Genomic DNA, 7,171 nt, shown 5'->3' with positions numbered 1-7,171 from the left:
GAGCCGAGCACCCCGGCACCCTCCGAAAGCGCAAATTCCAATGAGGTTGTGCACGAGTACAAGGACGGCGCTAAGGTCTACTTCCCCAAGACCTGGGACGGCCAGAAGCTGACCTTCCGCGGTGAAGGCTTCAAGACTCTGGACGGTAAGGGCTCCGTTATCGCAGTCAAGCTGAACAAGGGCGCTATTTCCGCGAAGGAAGAGCCCAAGCTCGAAGGCGTTGAAGGCAATAGCGCAGGCATCTGGGCATACATCAAGGCGGACGAAAACGGTAACTTCACCGCAACCATCGACCGCCCCACCGTGGCAAACTCTAACCTGACTGAAGAACTGAAGACCGGCGATAGCGTTGCTATCTACCTGCTCTCCGGTTCCCTGGCAGAGAACGATAACGCACGTGGTGGCGTCGCCGTAGAGTACACCTTCAGCGTTGAAAACCAGGCACCTGCACCTAAGGTATCGGAGCCGAAGGCATCCGAGTCGGCTAACGCACCTGTAACTAACCCCTCTGCTGCTCCGTCTGCACCTGCAGATTCCAAGGAACAGGTAAAGGAAAACGCTAAGGACCAGTCCAAGGCTCCCGTGGATTCTTTGAACTCCGAGACCCAGAAGAAGGACAGCACCGCCCCGAAGACCTCCGGATCTTCGTCGCAGAACGTTACCTCTTCCAACAACGGCTCCACCGCCTCGAGCACCTCGAAGTCTTCGCTGGCTAACACCGGTGCTTCGGGCGTTGTCGTTGCAGCTGGAATCGGCGTTCTTGCTCTGGTTATCGGTGCAACTGTGCTGGTAGCACGTCGCCGCAAGGCATAGTCCGTACCACACGGCAGCCCACGATACTACCGCTCGGTAGTAGCTAAAGAGGCAGAGCGGGATCTACTAGATATTCAAGAACCCGATTGACTCTCTGAAACTGCCGATACACATTGAAAGGGGCGGTACCCATCGAAGTGATGGGTACCGCCCCTTTCAATGCGCCCATATGCCCGTATTTAGTCGGAAGACCTAGACCTGGTGGGGTAGAAGTAGCAATAGGGGAGGGTACGAGAGAAGCGGCGCAGGGCGAGGTATCCCTCAATACTCGCCCGCCCTTATTTGACGAGTTAACAGCTCCAAAGAATGAAATGTAGGGTTCTAGCGCCTCAAATACGAAGAAAACCCGCACCGAAGTGCGGGTTTAGTGTCAAAGCGAGGTTCGGTCCCTAGACAAACGGATTAGCGAGGAAAAAGGGACCCAAGAAATCTGTCCGATAAGGACCGAACCTCTTGTTTGACGCATGCGTCTCTTCTATTATGGTACATCTCGCTGATTTTCGCACCTTGAAGCGCGTTTATTACCAAAAAACTTGATTTTTGAAAAAACAAGCTTTAATTTCTAAATTTTTAAGCAGATTTTTTCAGGACACTGCTTTGAGGGGCTCAGAAGTGACGAAATATTACGAAATCCATGGCTCTAGGTGCCTAAGGATAAGCTTATAGATTCTATAATCTATCATTATCTCTAGATAGATGTATTTTGTGCTAATTATATGTATACTGCGTAGCTTTTAATGAATAAACCCACCCCGCTCAAGGTCTGGAGGAGAGCGTTGCGTAGTGCTGATATAGGATGCCTTGACTACGAATGGCGCAGCGCATGGACTACACCAGAAAAGTCTCAAAGTGGAGGGTGAAGCGTAAGATATATAACGGAAAGCTCCGGATGCTAAGCCCGCAAAATATGAGGTGAGCTAGCCTCCAACCTACACAACTCTGGAGATATTTATGGTTCCCTCAGCCTCAGGAGAAGAACAGAAGAGCACCCTGGATGCCAACCGTTTTTCCGTGGATCGTTCTGCGGGGCTCGCTGGGCAGTATCAAGTGGCATACAACCCCGAAGAGAACGTTCTTTTCGTAAGCGGAAGCTTCAATCACACAAAGACCCACGGTACTCTCTGTGCAACAATCGCACGCATAAACGCAGATACCCTGCAGATTGAGAAGACGGCTGTTCTGCCTGCTATCCCGGAAAATAACCCCGGGTTAGAGAACCTCTTCCAAATCCAGGCTGCCTACGGTCTAGCAGCAGACAACGAGCGGGAGCTTCTCTGGACCGGAGGAACCCGCACAAACTCGGTATCCGCATACTCCCAAAAAGACCTAGCGCTCGTATGGGATTCTCTCGCTCTAGGAGTGGAGATGCTAATTCCGCGTGAGCTATACGTTGCACCCAGCGGTGCCGTACTCGTGACCGGAATGGGTGGTTACCAGGTAATCTCTGCACCTAATGAAGAAGGAGAACGTGCGGTTAGCTCTCTTCAAGGGGACGGTCCCGCTATGCTACTAGGGCCCGTAGCTGATGAAGCTCGTAGCCGCCTGTACATCCCGAATATTATGCGAGATGAAATCTGGGTTGTGGACATGAACAGCTGGGGACTCGTACGTAGGCTGCCCGTAACTGGCGGGGAAGATGCCAATGCTCTAATCGGTATTCACGGTGTAGAGATTGATTCAACGCGCGGCGAACTGTATGTCTCTGCACAGGGGCGCGAGGGTAAAAACGGCGGTCTATATGTTCTGAGTTTTGAGGGTGAACACCTCGCTTATCTTCCATTCGGCAAAATGCCCACCGATATCTTGCTCGATGCAGAACGCCAGCTGCTCTATGTTGCTGATTTTGGCGGTAAGGGAGAGCCTGCAGTTGCAGGCGGTGGAACTATCACTGTCATTGACACGCTCAATCGAACCATCATCGAGACCTTGCAGGCAGCCCCGACCCGTATTAATCACCAGGTCCTACTGAAGGACGGGAGCGTCATTGCTATCGACAAGGCGGGGGATTACCCCGCAATTGAGGTTTCCTATGTGCTGGATACACGCTCTGGCGAATACCATGAGGCTGCGGAAGAAAGCCGGCCGGAAGAAGCACCTCGTCCTATCGTTCGTGATGGTATTGCGAAAGTATATATGTCATAGCTGCAGAGCGAAGAACAGTTGGCATACCCAAAATAGTCACTGCCGCTCTCTAACCCTGTGTGCGCACTAGCGGGGTGGGGGAGTAGGACTGGGATGATCCTATCGCTAGGCCGCGGCAAGTCTGTCGTGGAGAAGCATTAAAGCGTAGTAAAATATGAATATCTACCATCTTTGTTTGACACATTGTTTGGTAGATTTCTCGAGGCCCCTTCAGTTTCTTATGCGTCAGGAACTACACGAAGGGGCCTCCTGCTTTAAGTGTCAAATAAGCCGCCTTCTCGCTCGGTGTTGATGTGGGGTATGAGGTTTTTGGCATCCGATACATGCATTGTCTTGGTGAATAGGGTAGTAGAGACCGAAATCATAGTTAACAAGCCCTTGCGCTAGATACCTGCTTCCTGTACAGTGTTAAGACTGTGTGGCTATATCCAAATAGCTGCACAACCACGGGCTTCTCGTGCCAGTGCATAATGCCGCTACTTACGGGTGGATACGCCCGCTTCACGCGGGTCCAAATGCTTCTGGCATGGGTTTGCCCCAGGCGTTTCCGCTAACCCCTTCCATAGAGATGGGGCCCGGGGCGTCAACCAATCCCGTAAAAATGTTCCGCAAGGCTGGCTCGCGCCTAAAGCGAGTCGGAACCGGCGAGACGACAGGAGAAATATGATTCAGCAGGAGTCGCGACTGAAGGTCGCCGACAACACTGGTGCGAAGGAAATCCTGACCATCCGTGTTCTCGGTGGTTCCTCGCGTCGCTACGCAGGCATTGGCGACATCATTGTCGCAACCGTCAAGGATGCAATCCCCGGCGGTACCGTAAAGAAGGGTGACGTTGTCAAGGCAGTCGTCGTCCGCACCAAGAAGGAAACCCGTCGTCCCGACGGCTCCTACATCAAGTTCGACGAGAACTCCGCAGTGATCCTGAAGAACACTGATGGTGATCCCCGTGGTACCCGTATCTTCGGCCCCGTGGGTCGTGAGCTTCGCGACAAGAAGTTCATGAAGATCGTTTCGCTGGCTCCGGAGGTGCTCTAATTCATGGCTAAGATCAAGTCCGGCGACCTGGTTCAGGTTATTTCCGGTGCAGATAAGGGCAAGCAGGGCAAGGTTCTGAAGGTTCTCCCCAAGGAAAACCGCGTGATTGTTGAGGGCGTCAAGGTCGTCACCAAGCACACCAAGGCTAACCCCCTGACCGGCGCAGCAGGCGGCATTCAGAAGGTTGAGGCACCGATCCACGTTTCTAACGTTGCGATTGTTGACCCCGAGACCAAGAAGCCGACCCGTGTTGGTTTCCGCCTCGAGACTGTAGAGCGTGACGGCAAGGAGCGCACCGTTCGCGTGCGCGTTGCTAAGCGTTCGGGTAAGGACATCTAATGACCGAAACCAAGATCACCCCCCGCTTCAAGACCAAGTACGCTGAGGTCGTCGTTCCCGCTCTGCAGGAAGAGTTCAAGTACGAGAACGTCATGCAGACCCCGAAGATCGTTAAGGTCGTCGTAAACATGGGTGTCGGCGAGGCAGCTCGCGACGCAAAGCTCATGGACGGCGCAATCCGCGATCTCACCGCAATCACCGGTCAGAAGCCGATTGTTACCCGCGCTAAGAAGTCCATCGCACAGTTCAAGCTGCGCGAAGGTATGCCCATTGGTGCACACGTCACCCTGCGTGGCGACCGCATGTGGGAATTCCTGGACCGCCTCGTCACCCTGGCACTGCCCCGAATCCGCGACTTCCGCGGCCTCTCGGACCGCCAGTTCGACGGTAACGGTAACTACACCTTCGGTCTGACCGAGCAGTCCATGTTCCACGAAATCGATCAGGACTCGATCGACCGCGTGCGTGGTATGGACATCACCGTGGTGACCTCCGCGAAGACCGACGAAGAAGGCCGTGCAATCCTGAAGGCACTGGGCTTCCCGTTCAAGACCAACTAACGACTACGTTGTAGGTCCAGACCCCGTTACCGCGGGGTAGGGAAACCACAACGAGGAAGGGCTAAAGCCCACAATGACTATGACTGATCCGGTCGCAGATATGCTGACCCGTTTGCGTAACGCAAACTCCGCATACCACGACACCGTATCCATGCCCTACTCCAAGCTGAAGGCTCGCATTGCAGAGATCCTGAAGGCTGAGGGCTACATCGCCGACGTGAAGGTTGAGGATGCAAAGGTCGGCAAGACCCTGACCCTCGTCCTCAAGTACGGTCCGTCCCGCGAGCGTTCCATCGCTGGCGTGCGTCGTATTTCCAAGCCGGGCCTGCGTACCTACGCAAAGTCCACCAACCTGCCCCAGGTTCTGGGTGGCCTCGGCATCGCAATCCTGTCCACCTCTTCGGGTCTGCTCACTGACAAGCAGGCAGCGAAGAAGGGCGTGGGCGGCGAAGTCATCGCTTACATCTGGTAGTCGGTTAGAAGAGAAAGGAAGAGAATAATGTCACGTATTGGACGTCTCCCCATCTCGGTTCCCGCCGGCGTTGAGGTTAAGGTCGATGGCAACCTGGTCACCGTTAAGGGCCCGAAGGGCGAGCTCTCCCACAAGGTAGCTTCCCCCATCACCGTGGCTCTGAACGAAAACGAGATCGTTGTATCTCGTCCGAACGACGAGCGCCTGTCTCGCTCGCTGCACGGTCTGACTCGTACCCTGATTCAGAACCTGATTATCGGCGTTACCTCCGGCTACGAGAAGAAGCTGGAAATCGTTGGTACCGGTTACCGTGTGACCCCGAAGGGTAACGACCTGGAGTTCGCTCTGGGCTACTCCCACCCGATCAACATCACCGCTCCCGAGGGTATTACCTTCGCAGTGGAGGGTGCTAACAAGCTGACCGTGTCGGGTATCGACAAGCAGCTCGTTGGTCAGGTTGCAGCAAACATTCGTGGTCTGCGTAAGCCCGATCCCTACAAGGGTAAGGGTGTTCGCTACGCAGGTGAGCACATCCGCCGCAAGGTCGGAAAGGCTGGTAAGTAAACATGGCTATCAAGTCGAAGGCAGCGCAGCGTGCACGTCGTCACGCTCGCATCCGCAAGTACGTTTCGGGTACCGCTGCGCGTCCGCGCCTGTGCGTCACCCGTTCGACCCGTCACATGTTCGTTCAGGTTATCGACGATGTCAAGGGCGTAACCCTGGCATCCGCTTCCACCATGGAAGCAGAGCTGCGTGCAGCTGACCTGGACAAGACCGCTAAGGCAAAGCGCGTTGGTGAGCTCGTTGCAGAGCGCGCCAAGGCAGCTGGTGTTGAGGCAGTCGTGTTCGACCGCGGTGGTAACAAGTACCACGGCCGTGTTGCAGCCGTTGCTGACGGTGCACGCGAGGGAGGTCTTGCACTCTAATGAGCGAGCAGAACGTAAAGGAAACTCAGGTGAGCGAAGCAGTAGTAGCTGAAACCGCTGAGACCTCCAACCAGCGCGAGGAGCGCCGCAACAACCGCGGCGAGCGTCGTGGCCGTGGTGAGCGCCGTAACAACCGCGCTCGCGAGGAGGAGAAGGACAAGTACATCGAGCGCGTTGTGACCATCAACCGCGTTTCCAAGGTCGTCAAGGGTGGTCGTCGCTTCAGCTTCACCGCACTGGTCGTCGTTGGTGACGGTAACGGCCTGGTCGGCGTTGGCTACGGTAAGGCTAAGGAAGTTCCCGCAGCAATCTCCAAGGGTGTCGAGGAAGCAAAGAAGAACTTCTTCCGCGTTCCCCGCATCGAAGGCCGCACCATCCCGCACCGCGTGCAGGGTGAAGCAGCTGCAGGCGTTGTGATGCTCCGTCCGGCAACCGCTGGTACCGGTGTTATCGCAGGTGGCCCCGTGCGTGCAGTACTCGAGTGCGCAGGCATTCACGATGTGCTGTCCAAGTCGCTCGGTTCCTCGAACCAGATCAACATCGTTCACGCAACTGTTGCAGCACTCAAGGAGCTCGAGGAGCCCCTGGCAGTGGCAGCCCGCCGTGGTCTGCCCACCGATGAGGTTATCCCCAGCTACCTGCGCAACACCAAGTCTGAAAAGGCAGGTGCGTAGTAATGGCCAAGCGTATTCAGCCCAGCGACGCAAAGCTGGAAATCACCCAGGTCAAGTCCTATGTTGGTCAGAAGCAGAACATGCGCGACACCCTGCGTTCCCTGGGCCTCAAGCGCCCCGGCAACAAGGTAGTCCGCACTGCTGACCCCGTCACCGTTGGCATGGTTAACACCGTTGCTCACCTGGTGAAGGTTGAGGAGGTCAAGTAAA

Annotated in this window: 10 protein-coding genes; all 10 read left to right on the top strand. The window is 55.3% G+C overall.

The window, feature by feature from the left end; translation table 11 throughout:
- Nucleotides 1-813 (top strand): LPXTG cell wall anchor domain-containing protein (locus O3675_RS03560; protein ID WP_371570993.1); only part of this gene is annotated, 813 nt, incomplete at its 5' end.
- Between the two features lie 951 nt (nt 814-1,764).
- Nucleotides 1,765-2,955 carry a YncE family protein gene (locus O3675_RS03555; RefSeq protein WP_371570990.1) on the top strand — a complete coding sequence of 397 codons (1,191 nt, stop codon included), beginning with the start codon at nt 1,765-1,767 and terminating at the stop codon, nt 2,953-2,955.
- A gap of 663 nt (nt 2,956-3,618) precedes the next feature.
- Nucleotides 3,619-3,990, top strand: a complete 372-nt coding sequence (gene rplN, locus O3675_RS03550) for a 50S ribosomal protein L14 (protein ID WP_005504986.1) — start codon at nt 3,619-3,621, stop codon at nt 3,988-3,990.
- A 3-nt stretch (nt 3,991-3,993) separates the two neighbouring features.
- Nucleotides 3,994-4,329: a 50S ribosomal protein L24 gene (gene rplX, locus O3675_RS03545; protein ID WP_005504988.1), complete on the top strand. Its 336-nt coding sequence runs from the start codon at nt 3,994-3,996 to the stop codon at nt 4,327-4,329.
- Nucleotides 4,329-4,889, top strand: coding sequence for a 50S ribosomal protein L5 (gene rplE / locus O3675_RS03540; RefSeq protein WP_005505001.1), 561 nt, complete (start codon nt 4,329-4,331; stop codon nt 4,887-4,889). The genes rplX and rplE overlap by 1 nt, the downstream gene beginning before the upstream one ends.
- 73 nt (nt 4,890-4,962) lie before the next feature.
- Nucleotides 4,963-5,361, top strand: a complete 399-nt coding sequence (gene rpsH, locus O3675_RS03535; protein ID WP_005505003.1) for a 30S ribosomal protein S8 — start codon at nt 4,963-4,965, stop codon at nt 5,359-5,361.
- Nucleotides 5,362-5,388: 27 nt separating this feature from the next.
- The gene (gene rplF, locus O3675_RS03530; RefSeq protein WP_005505004.1) at nt 5,389-5,925 is read left to right on the top strand and encodes a 50S ribosomal protein L6; all 537 of its coding nucleotides are present in this window, start codon (nt 5,389-5,391) and stop codon (nt 5,923-5,925) included.
- A 2-nt stretch (nt 5,926-5,927) separates the two neighbouring features.
- Complete coding sequence (rplR, locus tag O3675_RS03525; RefSeq protein ID WP_005505006.1) at nt 5,928-6,287, top strand: 50S ribosomal protein L18; 360 nt, start codon at nt 5,928-5,930, stop codon at nt 6,285-6,287.
- A gap of 29 nt (nt 6,288-6,316) precedes the next feature.
- Nucleotides 6,317-6,961, top strand: coding sequence for a 30S ribosomal protein S5 (rpsE, locus tag O3675_RS03520; protein WP_171840195.1), 645 nt, complete (start codon nt 6,317-6,319; stop codon nt 6,959-6,961).
- Nucleotides 6,962-6,963: 2 nt separating this feature from the next.
- The gene (gene rpmD / locus O3675_RS03515) at nt 6,964-7,170 is read left to right on the top strand and encodes a 50S ribosomal protein L30 (RefSeq protein ID WP_004005265.1); all 207 of its coding nucleotides are present in this window, start codon (nt 6,964-6,966) and stop codon (nt 7,168-7,170) included.
- Nucleotide 7,171: the final 1 nt, after the last annotated feature.

The sequence above is a fragment of the Rothia sp. 27098_8_27 genome (assembly GCF_041432805.1).
Classification (GTDB): domain Bacteria; phylum Actinomycetota; class Actinomycetes; order Actinomycetales; family Micrococcaceae; genus Rothia; species Rothia mucilaginosa.
This window is presented reverse-complemented; position numbering and strand designations above follow the sequence as displayed.